The organism is Anabaena sp. CCY 0017, assembly GCF_963920885.1.
Taxonomy (GTDB): domain Bacteria; phylum Cyanobacteriota; class Cyanobacteriia; order Cyanobacteriales; family Nostocaceae; genus Nodularia.
Window position 1 is genome coordinate 1 of record NZ_CAWUDG010000030.1, and the last position, 15,698, is coordinate 15,698.

Below are 15,698 nucleotides of genomic sequence, written 5' to 3' on the forward strand. Positions count from 1 at the left end.
TTCTCTAGAGAACAAGGAATGTTAGTAAGGACTGCTTTAGTTATCTTGTATAGGGATAGGGATACTTGCGTTTATTTACCCTATGACTAATTATCTTGTATAGGCATGATAGCATCTCTGCGTTATCGGCATCTTATACATATCACCTTGTATAGGCATGATAGCATCTTTCTTGTTATGTCTGCATTGTCGGCATCTCATCACAAACACCTTGTATAGGCATAGCGTCATCTCTGCACTTCCTCATAGATACCTTGTACAGGCATAGCAGCATCTCTCCACTCCCACAACACAAACACCTTGTATAGGCATAACACCGCCGCTAACAATTCCCAAATTTTCTCGCATCCCTGCACAATTCCCATAGACTTGTATAGGCATAGAAACATCTCAACACCCACACAGATAATTTTGGAAACTTCCCTAGTGCGATGGGCAAAGCCCCGCCAGAGGCGATCGCCAACAGCTTGCATCCCTGCACAAGTCGTACTAACTTGTATAGGCATAACCATGAAATATGTTGCAATTGTACTGAGATATTTTCCCCCAACTCCTCCCCAATCCCCACTATCATCTCAGTACAATTCACCCCAAAAATAATGACCAATGACCAATGACCGCACAATCCCCAGCATTCCCCACAATTGCCCCACGGGATAGAATACACATTTGCATAAAAATCACCCCATTGCTGGGGCTTCTCTGTTGGGTTGGGGTGGCGTTGGGTGGCGATGCCTTCTGCGGGGCTTTGCCCATCGCTAACTCCCTGCAAATGATGTTAGTTAGCGATCGCGCTGCTGCAAAGCAGATCGCACTACTCCACTGGGAACCAATGCGGCCAAGTCGATGACCTCAGTTAACTTCTGTCCTGGCTTGCGGTTTTCATAGGGGTTAAGGTCATGCTTGGCATTATGATCATCAAGTCTTTGCTGGCATCCCTGAAAGTTATGGCTAATGAATAGGCATAGCATCATCTCCCCACTCCCATCACACAAACAGCTTGTATAGGTATAAAAACATTTGAACACCTACACGGATATTTTTGGAAACTTCCGCCGCCGCCGCCAACAATTCCAAGATTCTCCCCACTCCCCAACTTCGTATACCGTTATCAATGGTTGTTTTATACATACTTGTGTATATTTGCGTGTATTTATGGGCGGGACAATGGATTTATTTTATCTAACAATTTAAAATCGATTGACCCTGTTTTTTGGCTTTCTAGATAAGGGTTTGAGCGATTCACTTGGAAAAAAACTTTTTGGTCAAAAACGAGAATTGTATGAATTATTAGTCAGTTATTTTTATACCTAATTTGCTACTGCAAAGCCCCGCCGTTCGCGGAGCGTCTCGTAGAGAAGGCATCGCCATTTTCACGGTTGACCGTAAAAATTCCCCCGCATCCCTGCACAACTCCCATCGACTTGTATAGGCATGGCATCACATTTTATTTTTAGCGCTGGCGATAATATTAATAAATTTCCCTCTAGAACTTCATCTAGTTTAGTAATTTAAACTACTAAAAACTTACATCAAAACACTGATTTTAGCATTATTTTTATTTCTTCAATATGGCATTATTTATTACGTTGTCTATAATACTTATACTATGTAATTCCTACAGTCCACCCCCCCCTAAATTTATAATAAAAGTCTTTTTTTATTGTACGGGTGGACATAATGTATTCTTTGGCTTTATATACTTAAATGCAATGAACAGCGTTAAAATCGCCAGGAACGGCAATGAATACCCAATTATGTAGAATGTTCCTTATCCAAAAAATCACCCTATTTTGGGATGCCACAGCTAAAACAGGATAATTCTTATTGGCTGTACTTAGAAGGGGATTTCTTGATAAAAATTAAACCAATACTTAGACGTTGGCGATAGCGCGGAGCGCACCTGGAGGAGGCGATTCCTACGGAGCGCTTCGCTATCGCCACAATTCCAAATTCTCCCACTCCCCCAAAATTATCGCCGCCGCCGACAACATACTGAGATATTTTCCCTCAAATCCTCCCCAATCCCCACTGCCATCTCAGTACAGTTCACCCAATAAATCTAGTCACACACACCCGTTTTTACCCCAAAATGGCTTGTGTGTGACTTGGCAAGCTTTGACCACCAAGAATTGTTGCAATGATTGTGCAGCAAGGCTTTAGGTCTAGTCACACACAAACCCATTTCCTTATAATAATTAAGCTTGTGTGTGACTAGATTTTTCATATCCTTCTGGCTTTAATTTCTTAAGGATGTGGGATGGGCTGAAGTGTCCTAAATGCTACACGCTGATATTTTGGGAGGGGTGGCGATATGGGGATTCCCATAGCTTCCACAATCCCCAATATTCTCCAAAATAACCCTACAGGATAGAATAGCCATTCCCATAAAAATAACCCCATTGCTGAGGCTTCTGTCTTGGGTTTGACTGGGGATGGTTGGCTGGGGGCTATGGGGGAATGGCACTAAGATAAGCCGAAATCTCGTTAGGGCAGGGTGTTGGGGATAGGGTGTTGGGTGTAGTGTTTAATAAAATTGAATTTTAGTACGTTCATGTGTTCAACAACTTCTTAATTCCCCACACCCGACACCCCACACCCCACACCCAAAAGCCTTATAAATAATGGATTTGCCGTTATCTTAGTGCCATTCGGCTATGGGGCGATGCCTTCGGCGAGCTTCGCTATCGCGCGTCTGGTTAATTCCTCAATTCCCGCATCCCTGCACAATTCCCATCGGCTTGTATAGGCATAGAAACATCTCAACACCTACACAGATAATTTTGGAAACTTCCTCACTCCCCAGCGCTAAACCCCTATACTTTCAGCAATACTTTATTTATACATGGTTTTGTATATTTGCGTATATTTATAGGCGGGACAATGGATTTAGTTTATTAAACAATTAAAAATCGATTGACCCTGTTTTTTGGCTTTCTAGGTAAGGGTTTGGGAGATTCGCTTGGAAAAAAACTTTTTTGTCAAAAACGAGAATTGTGTGAATTAGCAGTCAGTTGTTTTTAAGACAAACTAGCTACTGCAAAGTATTGGGGACTAAGAACCAATGACCAATGACCGCACAATCCCCAGTATTCCCCACAAATAGCCTTCAGGATAAACAATTGGCTTTTAAAGTTCTAGTCCCTGCCCCGGATGCTCACGCCTCTGTTGCTCTTGCTGCTTTCTCCATGCACACAGCGTCTCATTCCAATCTTTGCCTTTGGGTTTAACTCGCATGGCATGGTGTAACTGTTCCATGATCATTCGTGCCGTCTCATTCCCGGCATGATCATTGTCATAAGCCACTTCCACTGCGGGAACAGTTCGCAGAAATTCCACTGGCAGACTTTTGGGGCTATCTACTGCCATGTACATTGTCCTGGTTTTGGGTATTCCTTGCTGAACTTCCATTTCCAGAGTGGCGAATGACATTGCTTCAATGGGGGATTGACACAATACAACTTTTTCAATTTCGCGGTTTTGTTCTCCACCCAGTTTTAAATGAAACCACCCTTGAGTACGCTTGCTTTCTTTCACATATCCCTGAAAGCTGTTATCTTCCCCTGTTCCTTTCAAAAATGCACCTGTGGTTTCACCATCCAAATTCCGCATTAAGAACACGGCGTTTTGTTGCTCATCAGCGTAAATTAAACCTTGCTCATGAACTGCTTGGATAAAACTGGGTAGTAATTCTCGTTTCTGGGTAAGGTAATTTTCTATTTTATGCCATTGACGCTCATCAGCTGATGGGGGTACAAATTGGGGTCTGGGTTCTAACTGTGCAAATTCAGTGGCGATTTTTCGATCTTGGGCGATGACTGCTTTTTCTACCCCAGCTTCACCAAAATTATCATACAGCCACGCGATCGCTTGCCGATAATCACACTGGTTAACGTGCATCACCAAGTCAATAGCACCACCGCCACCCCTCTGTTCACTGGGATGAAAGTCATAGAATTTGGAGCCATCTATATTTATATTGTTACCCTGGCCTGTCCATTTCCCTGGCTGATTATTCATATTGTTACCCTGACCTCTCGATTGCCCCGACTGGTTATGGTCACGGTCTAAGCCCAACTGCCAAGCTACATCCTCCAGGGGCAAGTCGTGTAGTTTTTCTGTCTGCTGCTGTAACTTTACAACTTCTGCTTCGAGTTGTTGCCGGAGTTTTTCGCTGGCTAACGCATTCTGAACAGCTCGTTGTTCGTGTTCTATGGCGCGTTGACGATCCGCTAACTGATGGTCAAGTGTTTGTATAACTGGGTCAGCTTTGATTCGAGTATAGAATCGCTGTGCTGTTTCTCCCAATATGGGTTCTAATCGTTGCAGTTCTAAAGTCAAGGGTTTGCTGTTAACTGCTTGGTAATATTCTTTGATTTTGGTGTGGCTGGCTTTACTGCCTTTGACTCCTCGTTCAATACCCAATGGCGCTAGTGCAACCGCATAACTATCCTGCAATTTGGATAATTTGATTCTGCACTCTTTGGCTGACCCCCCAAACATTTCATTGTGGCTGAGTTGTTTGGTTTTATCGTTGACTGGAACGATGTAAGCGTGAATGTGGGGGGTGGCTTCATCTAAATGCAATTCTGCCCTGACGCATTTATGACTGTAATTGGAAATTAACCAATTCTTTGAGGTGTTAGCAAAGTCTAGCATCCGGTGATTGTCCCACTCCCCTGCTAGTGATGGGTCATGAGGTCGAAAATATTCGGGACTGGCACTCAAAAACATTTCACTACACAATACGGCATTTTTGCGGGGCTTGTGTTTTGTGCTGCTGGCTATTTTGGTTTTGACTATTTCCTCTAAAGGATGGTCGTTGTCCCCAATCAATCTGATATTTGTTTTTTCTGGGTCGGCATTGGTAGTTTCTTGAAGTCTGGCTGTATGGGCTTCACTACCCCCTACGTTGCCAAAAGATTTCAGCTTCCCTACTCGTAAAATTGCTAACCCTGTCATCTGTTTTCAGTTGTCTATTTAGCCCGGATTTTATGCCCTATAGGGTAATTATGGGTTGTCTCTGGGCGAGTGTCAATATCGGTATCCGCTCCCCCCTAATTTTTTATTCCATACTCACTACGTAACTAGAAAATTTTAGCTCAGATTGATGCGGTTGTGGGGTAGCGCTTCCCCTGCCCCTAATTGATAAAAACTCTCCCTCAAAATTATATCAAATTGGCTGAATTATTGTTTATTTAGCGGCTCTCAAGAATGATTAATTTATCAATTTTTGCCCTGATTTCATCTTGTCAATAATTTTGAATTAATGAGAATAAATCAGGTGTTCTGGGGTCAATTTTTACCTGAGAATACTATCAAAAATGCTTGGGCGACGGTTTGCTAATCACTGGCTTATTTAACGTATTCATCAGGGTTTACGGCTATTTTACTATCAATAAGTTTGATTTAATGAGAATGATTAGAGGTTTTCGGGTTTACTGGACTTTCTTCAAGGACTGATACCACTCTTTTGTAACTATTTGTAGTAATTACAATTACAAAATGTTTTTTGAGCCGTTTTTTGAATTACTTTTGCAACATCAATGTATTACATAATTCTCAATAATTTTGAGTTTAATGACAGTGGTAATTTGAAAAATCATGGCTAAAAACCAGTCTGTATATCTATTAAACAGCAATTTTCGCTCTTTTTTGATGTGCAAATTAGCAGACATTTTGCACTGAATTGTCTATTTTGGCAATTATTAAGCTGGCTAGAGACAACTGTAGGCAGGCTAAAAAGGTGTGTAAGTAAGTGTCATTAATGCAAAACAGCAGACATATTTCACCAGAATCACTGATTTAGATACAAAATGTCTGCTCAATGTAATCTAGTATTTAATTTAACAAAAACTGTACAGAAAAATATTAAAAAATTTTTCTGTACCACCCGCACCAGTGGCGATGAGCAAAGCCCCGCCAGAGGCGATAGCGCGGAGCGCTAATCGCTATAAATCCAATCTGCTGCATCTGTGTACAATAACTATCATCTCTTGTGTAGGCATAGACAACTTCCGCCAACTTGACCCCGTGAAAAAAGACGGCTGCATTTTTCCCCACTCCCCATGCAGATGATTGGGCTTTGATTTCATCACCAAGAATTTCTCCAGGATGAATAGGGGGACGTACCATTACATTCTCCTTGAGTGATCATTTGTAATTTTTATTTTGAAGGGTGGAAGAGAATTGTCAGGCCAATTCAAAAAATCCTCATTTCTATGCCACCCGCACCAGTTTTAGCCTTACCCGCACCAGTAACCGCACCAGTTGTTAGCCTGAAACAACGCTATATCAAGCTTTGACGCAGTACCCGCATCAAGCGCACCAGTTTTGAGGGGTTCTACTCACTTTTGTGAATATAGAAAATTATTTTTTTTAATTTTTTTCTTTGTCATTGTTTTTCATTTCCTATAAAAAGTGATGCGGGTGGTGCGGGTACTGCGGCTAAGAAGGCTGGAATGTAGCCATAGTCAGGGCTGTAGCACTAGGGCATTTTTTGAAGTGGTGCGGGTAGTGGTGCGGGGTAGTACAAAACTGGTGCGGGTACGTCATAAAAAATACCCCACAATCATGTGTGGGGTGTCTGTATGGGTGGCGATTCGCTAGAAAATAATATTTTTAAACAGCACAATACAGCGCTGAAACTCTGGCTGTTTTTTACTGGTTTGTTTTCAGCAAAAAACTAGCGCTTTTTAGCACTGCTTTTTTCTTGTTTCCCTGACTGGTCTTTCCTGGGGTCGGGGATTGTTCACCATGCACTGCCGTGTTCTCAACCGCCTTGATGGTTATTCGACCGTTCGAGGTTTTGCTTTCCCCTTTACCGTGGGCAATTACACGGTCAGTCTTTGGCTCACTGTACGCATTGAGTGTGCAACTACAATCTCTACTATTCTATCCCATATTTTTAGATTTTTTAATTCTCGCCAAATATCGCCTAGTCAAAAACTTCTATGTCTCAAAACTAAAGTGACTTTAGAAATGCTTTTCTAGTCCAGCTTGTTTTAGAACCCCATTGGCTGTGTGACGAGATTTCATACAGCCATCTACAACAAAGGAAGTTTGGGTGATGGGACTATACCAAATCTCATGATCTCCTTTACCTTGTCTTTTGAAGTAGCATCCAGCGTTTTCTAAAATACGTTTTACTTCAGGGGTAAAGGATACGCTTATTTAACAGCCTACTCCAATAGGTTGCTGAAAATGACTTGTTAAATCCAAAACCACAGGTTTTTTACCAAACGAATTAGCTTGATTTAATTCCATGAGTTCTGGAATCATCATCTCTAATTTTTTTGTAAGCTGTTCTATGGTTTCAGCCTCTGTTACTAATCCGGGTAAGTTTGAAGCATCGGCAACCCAAACACTTGCCTCTGCATCCCAGAAAGCTTGAACTTTTATAGTGATTCTTGGTTCCATGCAGCAAACTCCGTGGTTAACACTACCTGAGCCTATTTTGCGTTATATTAATCTGTTTCGCAATCGTGACCACAATACAATTTCAGTAACTAAAATTTTCTGGTGGTCATAGCTTAAACAACACAACAACACTTAAGCCATCCCATCAGGAAGCAGTGCAGCTAATTTCTGTCCCGGCTTACGGTTGTCAATTCCCTTTTTTAGTTTTAACGATGCGTTACAGAAAAAAATGTGATAAATTGTGATAAAGTGTTAACTACTGCTAACACTTTATCACATTTGAACCCAAGGCTGTATTGCCGTCAAGCGTATAGATTATGTCAAAAACACAACAGGTGCTAGATTATGCCCGTGAAAAAGGGATAATTAGAGCTAAAGATATAGAAGCACAAGGTATTCACAGACAATATCTCAAACGCCTTGAACAGCAAGGACTACTGATACGTTCAGCCCGTGGTATTTACACTTTTGCAGAAGCTGAAATTACAGAAAGTCATACCTTGGCTGAAACTGCTAAACGAGTTCCTAGTGGAGTAATTTGTCTTCTATCAGCACTTAGTTTTTATGGGCTAACTACTCAAGTACCTTTTGAGGTATGGCTTGCTATACCTCACAAGCACCGTCCCCCAAAAGACAATCTTCTACCTCTAAGAATTGTTTATATGTCTGGTAAATCCCTCTGTGAAGGTGTTGAAGAACATCTAATAGAATGTGTGAATGTACGAGTATATTCTTTGGCAAAAACAGTTGTGGATTGTTTTAAATTTCGCAATAAAATTGGTCTAGATGTGGCGCTTGAAGCACTACGAGAATGTTGGAGAGAAAGAAGATGCTCAATGGATGAACTATGGCATTACGCTAAAATTTGTCGAGTACATAATGTCATACGTCCATATCTCAATTCTCTACAATAATGTCAAAAAAGCCTATTAATATAGCAGCTTCCATCCGAGATAAATTGTTAAATTTATCTAGAAAAAGAGGGGAGCAATATAATTACTTGCTAACCCTGTATGTCGGTGAAAGACTGCTATATAGGCTTAGTCAATCTCCAAATCAACAACAATACATTTTGAAAGGAGCTACACTTTTTAAGGTGTGGAATGGTGAACCACATAGAGCAACAAAAGATTTAGATTTCTTAAGTTTTGGCAATAATGAAGTCAAACATATAGAAAAAGTTTTTCAAGAAATTTCCTTAATAGAGTGTGAAGAAGATGGAATTATTTTTTTACCGGAATCTATCAAAGCTCAAGTAATAAAAGAAGACCAGCAGTATGAAGGAGTAAGAGTTAACATTACAGGAAAACTAGGTACTAATCTGTGTAAGCTTCAAGTTGATATTGGATTTGGTGATGTTGTTACACCCGATGCTCAAGAAGAAGTAATTGATACCATTCTAGATGTTCCCAAGCCAAAATTGAAAACCTATCCTCGTGAAACAGTAATAGCTGAGAAATTTCAAGCAATGGTTGATTTGGGTATAAAAAATAGCCGAATTAAAGATTTTTATGATATTTGGTTTCTTTGTAAAGATTTTGAATTTCAAGGGGATTTACTTAGCCAAGCTATAAAAAATACTTTTACACGACGCAAAACAGAAATACCAATAAAAGTACCTTTAGCTTTAACCCCAGAATTTACTAATGATCCAGAAAAACGAAAACTATGGATAGCCTTTTTAAAAAAAGTTAAAATAGGAGAACCGCAACTTACCTTTGATGAAGTTGTCACTTTTATTAAAAGTTTTATAATGCCACCTTGTATGGCATCTGCTCAAAATAAAAGCTTTGAAAAAGTTTGGAATGTAGCAGGGTATTGGGAGGATATAAATAACAACCTATGAAAATATATTTAAACTAATTATCTTGACTTCCCTTGAAAATTTCTTTAACCGTTGCCGGCTTCTGCTTGGTCGATGCTGTCACTTGGTGTAGAAGTCGGTAAAGTGATCTTTGGCTCGACCGTGCTGATTGATTTTCATTGTCCCAACTGTAGACCCTGTATCACAGCCTACACCTGATCTAAGCCCCAGCAATACCCGTTTCTACGTCTAAGGATATGTTTAATTTTGAGAGATTAATGAGAGATTAATGAGATATTAAATTGAAAAATTCATTCAAATAGAAACTTATGGCAACCCAGCAAGAGCTTCAATCTCTGTTTAATTCCTTAGATCGCGATCAAGACGGCAAAGTGTCCCTTACAGCACTTCCTTCTGCTATGAGGTACACATAGCGGGCAAGATGCCCGCACCACAAGAGTTTTATCATTAATATCTGTACCTCATAACACCGGGAACTGCTGTAATGAGTTTTTTTTAAGTCCTGGCTTAACTGCAATCATTTCATCAGAAACAAATACCAATAGCCCCCAGGAGTTACTAGCACAGTATGATTCAGACGAAGACGGTAGTATTACCTTTGAAGAGTTAAAGGAAGCAGTTGAGAAAGCAAGTAATTTAATCTAGTACCGCAGGGCGGAAATAAACCTACCATTTAAAACCACCACTGACACCAATTTCAGCACCCAATAACTTAAGCCTGACACCAAACTCCAAAACCGCTCCCAACTTTTTACTCTGTGGGACGCGGTTTGATTTGGGGAGACTAATAAGAGAGTGTCAATCCACATCCACCCCATCAGGAACAAGTGCGGCCAAGTCGATAACCTCAGTCAGCTTCTGTCCTGGCTTGCGGTTGTCATAGGGGTTCAGGTCATGCTTGGCATTGTGGTCATCCAGTCGTTGCTGGCATCCCTTGAGAATTTCCTTAACAGTCGCTGGCTTGCTACCCGTAAGACTTTGTATAGCAGTTTGGTTAATATGCCATTTCTGGCTTTTCTCAGTGCAATTATTATTATGAGTTTCCAGTGCGGAGATCGCGCGTCTGGTTAATTCCTCAGCACGGTTGGGGTGAGTCTTGTAAACTCTGTTAGTTAGTAGGTCTTGAGTTGAAACTGTGGTCAAGTCGTCGTTAGACATTTTCGCCTTGCCTACGACAATAGCCGAGTAAGTCTGGCAGGATTTTCTAACAAACTCGGCTATTGATAATCCTGAGTGCGCGATCGCTTCCTCTACCATTTTCTGCGTGTCAGCGTCTAACTCTAGAACGTACTAAAATTCAATTTTCTTAAACACTACACCCAACACCCTATTCCCAACACCCTGCCCTAACGAGATTTCGGCTTATCTTAGTGCCATTCCGCCATAGATAATAAAATTTATAGCTTCAAGAATATCATTGACTATGATATATGGTTTGTAGATATCTAGTTGAGTGTAATTACGACTGCCAGATAAGACTGCAACTGATTTGAGGTTATATCTTTTTGCGGCAATAATATCTGCTTCAGTATCTCCTATCATCCAAGTATCAGATACAGGAGTTAGTTCGGCTAATGCTTTTTCTAAAAGTAAAGGTTTATCTTCTATATCATGAGTTTTTATATAATCATCACTTACACAGTAAATTTGATGTTCAGGAAAAAATTGTTTTAATTGTTTTAAATTATAAGAATTGAAAGCAAATTCCAACTCTTTTACCCGTCGCATTGTTATTAAAACCAAATCAATATTAGCTTTTTTTGCAGTTTTTAAAGCTTCTTCTACTCCTATAATTGGTTTATCATAAGCCATATAATGGAAATTATTAATATTTTTTTTATATTGCTCCATAAATAATTCAGCTTGATCTTGTTGTAATCCTGATAGAATAGCAATTTTTTCCTGATTGACACGAGCTTTTTTTAATTGCCAGAAGTCCTCCTTTGACAAAAATTTTACTAGTTGATCAGATTTTTTACACTTAGATACACAATATTTATAAACATGATAATGACGATCAGAAATATCTATTAATGGTCCAGAAAAATCAGTAAATATTCTTAACATACATTTTATCGATAATTTTAGGCTCTTCAGTACCTGTTATTTCAAATATTAGTTTATTTTTCCAAAACCTTCACCAATCCAGGGTCAAATTATTTTTTATGCCGAATTAATGTCAAATAAACCAATGATTTAGTCTAAAACAATTTAGCGTATAGCAATCCTATCTGAGTTGTGAAAATACTGGTTTTAAGGAATTGCATTCGCGTAGCGTCTCCGTCAGGAAAAGAACGCTAATAAGAATTGTAAAAATGATTTAGGACTGCTATAGTAAGTAATGAACAATTTCCTTTTATGTAGTTTTAATTCAAATTTCACGAGAGTAAATACTGTGGATTTTTATGATTGGCTTTAATATATACTCAAGATTTTCTAAAGATGCTCTATTGGGACTAGCATTGGAAGAAATATCTAAGTTTTCCTGAATTTCTATAAAAAGAGCATCAATTCCTACGGCCGCTGCCGCTCTAGTTAAATAAGGTATAAATTTACTCTGCTCCTCAGTTTTACTAACTTCTTTGGTTTTTTGAAGACTATTTGTAGCATCAAAAACTATAGGGTAACCTAGCTCTCGCATCTGAGGAAGGGAACGAAAATCAACAACAAAGTTATTATATCCAAAGCAAGTCCCGCGTTCTGTGAGAAGAATATTTTTAGCTCCTCCATGCTCTAGCTTTTGAACAACATTTTTCATGTCCCAAGGAGCAAGATGTTGACCTTTTTTCACATTGATAGCTCGTCCTGTAGCAGCAGCAGCTAATAGTAGATCAGTTTGACGACATAAAAAAGCAGGAATTTGAATAACGTCAACAACTTCTGCTACAAGAGCAGCTTGGTGACTTTCATGGATATCAGCGAGAACAGGTACACCTACCTCCTGTTTAACTTTTTGAAGTATTTTTAATCCTTTTTCTAATAATGGACCACGGAATGAATTAATAGATGTTCGATTGGCTTTATCGAAAGAGGACTTGAAAATAAAAGAAATTCCTAAACGATTACATATATTGTAAATATTCTCTGCTATTTTCAAAGTGGCATCTTCCGATTCAATTAGTAATGGACCACCAATTAATGTCAATGGATAACCATCACCAATCAATAAATCCTCTGTAATTTTTACTTGTTTCATGATTCTTAAACAAAAAATTATTTTACTTTTACACTATTTATTTAGTTGTGGTGTTGAAAGCAAGCCATTTATTAAGCCAGCACGGTAAAATAAGGACTGATTTCTATCTTCTGGAATTTCAAATATAACATTAAATAATTTACGATATTTATCATTTGGACATATAAGCGGCTTAACTCCGTGCCAAGCATCTGGAGTATTTTTAATGAGAAGACTGTGATTATTTAAAATATTTACTGGTCTAGTTTTAATAAAATCGCTAAAATCTGGATTCATATTATCGTTTAATTTACCCTCTAGCATTAAAGTTTCTCCTCCCCAAGATAAATTCCAATCTTCGCTTGTATTGAAGTAAAATATATGTGTAGCGATTTTGGCTGGTGCATCTAAATGAGGAGAAACTTCCGAGTTATTAACTCCTATATGCCAATCGTAGCGAGTACTAAAAAAAGGAGCTTTTATTATATATTTAATAAATTCTTTATAATCAGTGCTAGTTTCTAGCTCTTCTAAAAACATCTGCCAACTTTTTGGTAAATTTGTATGTTTAACTATTCCTCTGTTTGGGCTATTTTCTTGAGGATGATGAATAGATTCTTCATAAGCAAGATAATATCTGTCATGAGGCTTTTGTCCATATCGACGCTCAATGCCTTCATGTTTTTCAAACCATTTAATTGAAGGAAAGTCTAATAAAAGTCTTTGAAACCCTTCTTGTGTCAAGAAAGTTTTAAAATTGTACCATTTAAATATTTCTGTTTCTTTCGTTAAGGTGTTGAGAAAAAAATCTAGCCGTTTATAGTTAATAAATTTTTGAGACATACTTTTTTTGCAGGATATAAGATTCATGTTGAAAAAATTTATGATTTAGTTTGATATTTGTTGGGATTTTAATAGAAGATTACAAATTTCCCGTATGGCTCCTTCTCCAGCTAATTTTTCTGTCGTATATACAGTAATACCTTTGTCTACCAGCATTGAATTGGCTACAGTACAAGGGCATCCTACTGCCTGCATTATTGCTATATCATTGATATCATCACCAACATAAGCTACTTGAGAAAAATTAATATTCAAATTTTCACATAATTTTTTTAAAACTGATAATTTATCTTTTACACCTATGTATGTATGTTCAATGCCTAATTCTTCAAGACGAACTAGAATTGATGAAGAATTTTTTGCAGACATAACTACTACATTTATTCCTGCTTGCATTATTAGCTGTAATCCTTGCCCATCGTGTACATTAAACTTTCTAAATTTCATGTTATCTTCAGCATAATAAATTCCCCCGTCCGTAAGTACACCATCCACATCTAAAGCTAAAAGCTTAATATTAGACATGCATTGATAGATATTAGCTACAGAATTTTTCTTTTGTTTAAATTTTTGATTATAAGTAATCTGGAGTCCATTTTTAACACTTAATATATTATTTAATATCTCTTCCAGCTTTAATAGAGCAACCATGTTAGAACCATCACTTAATGCCACTTCTGGGTTCTCATGAATTTCTAGAAAAAGAGCATCAATTCCTACGGCCGTTGCCGCTTGGGCTAGAATAGGTACAAATTGACGCTGACCATCAGATATATCTCCTTTACCTCCTGGAATTTGAACACTATGTGTAGCATCAAAAACTATAGGGTAACCTAGCGCTCGCATCTGAGGAAGGGAACGAAAATCAACAACAAAGTTATTATATCCAAAGCAAGTCCCGCGTTCTGTGAGAAGAATATTTTTAGCTCCTCCATGCTCTAGCTTTTGAACAACATTTTTCATGTCCCAAGGAGCAAGATGTTGACCTTTTTTCACATTGATAGCTCGTCCTGTAGCAGCAGCAGCTAATAGTAGATCAGTTTGACGACATAAAAAAGCAGGAATTTGAATAACGTCAACAACTTCTGCTACAAGAGCAGCTTGGTGACTTTCATGGATATCAGCGAGAACAGGTACACCTACCTCCTGTTTAACTTTTTGAAGTATTTTTAATCCTTTTTCTAATAATGGACCACGGAATGAATTAATAGATGTTCGATTGGCTTTATCGAAAGAGGACTTGAAAATAAAAGAAATTCCTAAACGATTACATATATTGTAAATATTCTCTGCTATTTTCAAAGTGGCATCTTCCGATTCAATTAGTAATGGACCACCAATTAATGTCAATGGATAACCATCACCAATCAATAAATCCTCTGTAATTTTTGCTTGTATCATAGTCGATAGTAGGAATCCTAAATTATGTGTGAAAAATCTTAGCTATCTGTAAGATGGGTATTACCTAATCTCAAATACATCTAATTTGCAACTTTATCTTTTAAGTAACACCCAAAGAGAGAAGAGAAGAATAATTTTGGTCATTATATGGTCAAAGTCACACCTATGCTTCCACCTGGATGAAATATCGCATATTCTTCAAATGTAAAATCCCGTGCAACTGACAAAGCGATAGCTAGTGCATCCCCTAACACTAACGATGCTGTCGTAGTATTAGTTGGTACCATTTGCAGGAAAGCTACTTCTGAACGAACCCCAATATCTAAAGTCACATTCGCATATTTTGACAATGGAGAGATAGGATCTGCTGTGAAAGCAATTATTTTAGCTCCAATCTTATGGATGTACGGAATAAGCATCATTACTTCCTCTGTTCTGCCGCTTTTAGAAATCGCTATGACAATATCATCCGAAGTTATCATCCCCAAATCGCCATGATTTCCCTCTGCTGCATGCAGAAAAAATGCAGGTGTACCCGTACTTGCCAAAGTAGCTGCTATTTTTCGCCCTATGTGTCCTGACTTGCCAACCCCTGTAACTATTACCCGTCCCTTCGATTTTTGAATTAACTGTGCTGCTGACTCTACTTCTTCGTTAACTGTTTCCAGTAATGTTTGCAGAGCCTGAATTTGAGACTTTATTACCTCTTTAGCTGTTTCCAATAAAGGAGTACTCATATTTCTTACAAAATTGTGCATATTTGCATTTCATACCCGTATTTGAAATTACCCTAACTGTGGGGATTGTTGCTGTCAATACTGTCTTCAGCTTTTAAGCAGGTCGGTTTAAAATTTGCTATAAACCTTGCAAAGCAAGGTTTATAGCCGTGGGAATGGGTTCTACTAACTTATCCCACTAACATCAAAAATGTGATCATCCAAATTGCCATTGTTTTAAAACAATAGCCTGTAAAGAAAATCCTAGTAATAAGGTAGTTATATCGCCCATATTTTTATATTGTCTGGGTTACTACTG

At 38.4% G+C, this 15,698-nt stretch carries 17 protein-coding genes and 1 pseudogene; 4 read left to right on the forward strand and 14 right to left on the reverse strand.

Going from position 1 to position 15,698, the window contains the following annotated elements; all coding sequences use genetic code 11:
* Positions 1 to 227: 227 nt before the first annotated feature.
* The 6 genes from ACM0OW_RS22500 to ACM0OW_RS22525 all read right to left on the reverse strand — a co-directional run bounded on the left by ACM0OW_RS22500 (position 228) and on the right by ACM0OW_RS22525 (position 6,135).
* Positions 228 to 506 carry a hypothetical protein gene (locus ACM0OW_RS22500; protein ID WP_414552526.1) on the reverse strand — a complete coding sequence of 93 codons (279 nt, stop codon included), beginning with the start codon at positions 504 to 506 and terminating at the stop codon, positions 228 to 230.
* 79 nt (positions 507 to 585) lie between these two features.
* The gene (locus ACM0OW_RS22505; protein ID WP_414552528.1) at positions 586 to 756 is read right to left on the reverse strand and encodes a hypothetical protein; all 171 of its coding nucleotides are present in this window, start codon (positions 754 to 756) and stop codon (positions 586 to 588) included.
* Positions 757 to 782: 26 nt separating this feature from the next.
* Positions 783 to 974: a hypothetical protein gene (locus tag ACM0OW_RS22510; protein ID WP_414552529.1), complete on the reverse strand. Its 192-nt coding sequence runs from the start codon at positions 972 to 974 to the stop codon at positions 783 to 785.
* A 13-nt stretch (positions 975 to 987) separates the two neighbouring features.
* Positions 988 to 1,131: a hypothetical protein gene (locus ACM0OW_RS22515; protein WP_414552531.1), complete on the reverse strand. Its 144-nt coding sequence runs from the start codon at positions 1,129 to 1,131 to the stop codon at positions 988 to 990.
* A gap of 1,998 nt (positions 1,132 to 3,129) precedes the next feature.
* Entirely contained in the window at positions 3,130 to 4,962 is a 1,833-nt protein-coding gene (gene mobV / locus ACM0OW_RS22520) for a MobV family relaxase (protein WP_414552533.1), read from the reverse strand.
* 909 nt (positions 4,963 to 5,871) lie between these two features.
* Positions 5,872 to 6,135, reverse strand: a complete 264-nt coding sequence (locus tag ACM0OW_RS22525) for a hypothetical protein (RefSeq protein ID WP_414552535.1) — start codon at positions 6,133 to 6,135, stop codon at positions 5,872 to 5,874.
* 285 nt (positions 6,136 to 6,420) lie between these two features.
* On the opposite strand from ACM0OW_RS22525, the gene ACM0OW_RS22530 reads away from it, so the two are divergent.
* A complete protein-coding gene (locus tag ACM0OW_RS22530; RefSeq protein WP_414552536.1) occupies positions 6,421 to 6,609 on the forward strand; it encodes a hypothetical protein in 189 nt (62 codons plus the stop codon).
* A gap of 366 nt (positions 6,610 to 6,975) precedes the next feature.
* Here ACM0OW_RS22530 and ACM0OW_RS22535 read toward each other — a convergent pair whose 3' ends face one another.
* Positions 6,976 to 7,173 (reverse strand): type II toxin-antitoxin system HicA family toxin, encoded by a 198-nt coding sequence (locus tag ACM0OW_RS22535; RefSeq protein WP_006198105.1) that lies wholly within the window; start codon positions 7,171 to 7,173, stop codon positions 6,976 to 6,978.
* On the reverse strand, positions 7,174 to 7,419 hold the full coding sequence (locus tag ACM0OW_RS22540) for a DUF1902 domain-containing protein (protein WP_414552537.1): 246 nt from the start codon (positions 7,417 to 7,419) through the stop codon (positions 7,174 to 7,176).
* A 317-nt stretch (positions 7,420 to 7,736) separates the two neighbouring features.
* Here ACM0OW_RS22540 and ACM0OW_RS22545 point away from each other — a divergent pair, with 317 nt between their 5' ends.
* From ACM0OW_RS22545 to ACM0OW_RS22555, 3 genes and pseudogenes are all read left to right on the forward strand, one after another.
* Entirely contained in the window at positions 7,737 to 8,333 is a 597-nt protein-coding gene (locus tag ACM0OW_RS22545; protein WP_414552538.1) for a type IV toxin-antitoxin system AbiEi family antitoxin domain-containing protein, read from the forward strand.
* Complete coding sequence (locus ACM0OW_RS22550; protein ID WP_414552540.1) at positions 8,333 to 9,265, forward strand: nucleotidyl transferase AbiEii/AbiGii toxin family protein; 933 nt, start codon at positions 8,333 to 8,335, stop codon at positions 9,263 to 9,265. Before ACM0OW_RS22545 ends, ACM0OW_RS22550 begins: the two co-directional genes overlap by 1 nt.
* A gap of 287 nt (positions 9,266 to 9,552) precedes the next feature.
* A pseudogene (locus tag ACM0OW_RS22555) lies at positions 9,553 to 9,889 on the forward strand (EF-hand domain-containing protein).
* A 153-nt stretch (positions 9,890 to 10,042) separates the two neighbouring features.
* On the opposite strand, the gene ACM0OW_RS22560 reads toward ACM0OW_RS22555, so the two are convergent.
* From ACM0OW_RS22560 to ACM0OW_RS22585, 6 genes are all read right to left on the reverse strand, one after another.
* Positions 10,043 to 10,402: a hypothetical protein gene (locus tag ACM0OW_RS22560; RefSeq protein WP_414552541.1), complete on the reverse strand. Its 360-nt coding sequence runs from the start codon at positions 10,400 to 10,402 to the stop codon at positions 10,043 to 10,045.
* A 204-nt stretch (positions 10,403 to 10,606) separates the two neighbouring features.
* Positions 10,607 to 11,311, reverse strand: a complete 705-nt coding sequence (locus tag ACM0OW_RS22565) for an HAD family hydrolase (RefSeq protein ID WP_414552542.1) — start codon at positions 11,309 to 11,311, stop codon at positions 10,607 to 10,609.
* Between the two features lie 304 nt (positions 11,312 to 11,615).
* Entirely contained in the window at positions 11,616 to 12,440 is an 825-nt protein-coding gene (gene kdsA / locus ACM0OW_RS22570; protein ID WP_414552544.1) for a 3-deoxy-8-phosphooctulonate synthase, read from the reverse strand.
* 33 nt (positions 12,441 to 12,473) lie between these two features.
* Positions 12,474 to 13,262, reverse strand: coding sequence for a hypothetical protein (locus tag ACM0OW_RS22575; RefSeq protein ID WP_414552545.1), 789 nt, complete (start codon positions 13,260 to 13,262; stop codon positions 12,474 to 12,476).
* 45 nt (positions 13,263 to 13,307) lie between these two features.
* Positions 13,308 to 14,663, reverse strand: coding sequence for a 3-deoxy-8-phosphooctulonate synthase (gene kdsA / locus ACM0OW_RS22580; protein WP_414552546.1), 1,356 nt, complete (start codon positions 14,661 to 14,663; stop codon positions 13,308 to 13,310).
* A 143-nt stretch (positions 14,664 to 14,806) separates the two neighbouring features.
* Complete coding sequence (locus tag ACM0OW_RS22585; RefSeq protein ID WP_414552548.1) at positions 14,807 to 15,400, reverse strand: KpsF/GutQ family sugar-phosphate isomerase; 594 nt, start codon at positions 15,398 to 15,400, stop codon at positions 14,807 to 14,809.
* Between the last annotated feature and the right edge of the window lie 298 nt (positions 15,401 to 15,698).